2 protein-coding genes are annotated in these 829 nt (G+C 40.7%); both read right to left on the minus strand.

The window, feature by feature from the left end:
• Positions 1-411: YdaU family protein (locus tag ACFIM8_RS09180; RefSeq protein WP_375614838.1), on the minus strand; the 411-nt coding region annotated here is incomplete at its 3' end.
• On the minus strand, positions 404-829 hold a 426-nt coding region (locus ACFIM8_RS09185; protein ID WP_375614839.1), incomplete at its 5' end, for a crossover junction endodeoxyribonuclease RuvC. The genes ACFIM8_RS09185 and ACFIM8_RS09180, both read right to left, overlap by 8 nt.

Genomic DNA, 829 nt, shown 5'->3' on the forward strand with positions numbered 1-829 from the left:
AAAAAAAACGTTTTGCTTATCATTTGCTTCAGCAAAATTATTAATATGTTGTTTTATATTATTTTTTGCTTTTGCACCTTTTTTACCAGCCTCACTACGAACTTGCGATATGTGCTCTTTTTTATCAGCAAAATCGTTCAGCTCTTCTTCAACGCGTGTATTCCACAATCCATTATCTGTCTCAACAAGTTTATCATTCCTCATTAAGTATTCGACAAGAGTTGCAAATTTTTTCTGCGAACAATTGCAAGCACGTGCAAGCGTTTCAAAATCTTCTTTAATTGGTGCTTTTTTATCGTACATGCGAACGAGAAGCGTCATATAAGCGCCCCTTTGCTCTAACGTCATTCCATCTGTACCACTTATCCAGTCATACAAATGGAATCTTATCCATGGCATACCATTAGACATGCGCATCCCCTTCTTTCATTAAATATAAAATTGCCAAAGCATCTGCTTCGTTGTCGTCACAAGGCGCGTGACCTTTTGCACGCATTGCCTTAATCATTTCTGCTTTTGAGGCATTTCCTTTGCCTGTCATTGCTTTCTTAATGGTACCAACGGGAATGCCTTCATACGGTATCTGATGATGTTCACACCACGCCGTTAATGTTGCTAGAAAGCCCCCATAAACATGAGAAGCGTCTGTACCCACATGCCGGCGGACCTCTTCAAAATACACCGCATCAATTTCATCAACAGACCTCTTTAGTTCAGAAAGCCATTTCTTAAAGCGCAAGTAACGCATGCCACCGCCTTCAAAACGGCGTGATTGAAAATGTTCTGTATCACTTGTGATAAAACCATCTGCATCACGAAGCGCCCAGCC

Origin of the sequence: Bartonella sp. AC535YNZD (assembly GCF_042196625.1) — a bacterium.
Lineage (GTDB): Bacteria > Pseudomonadota > Alphaproteobacteria > Rhizobiales > Rhizobiaceae > Bartonella.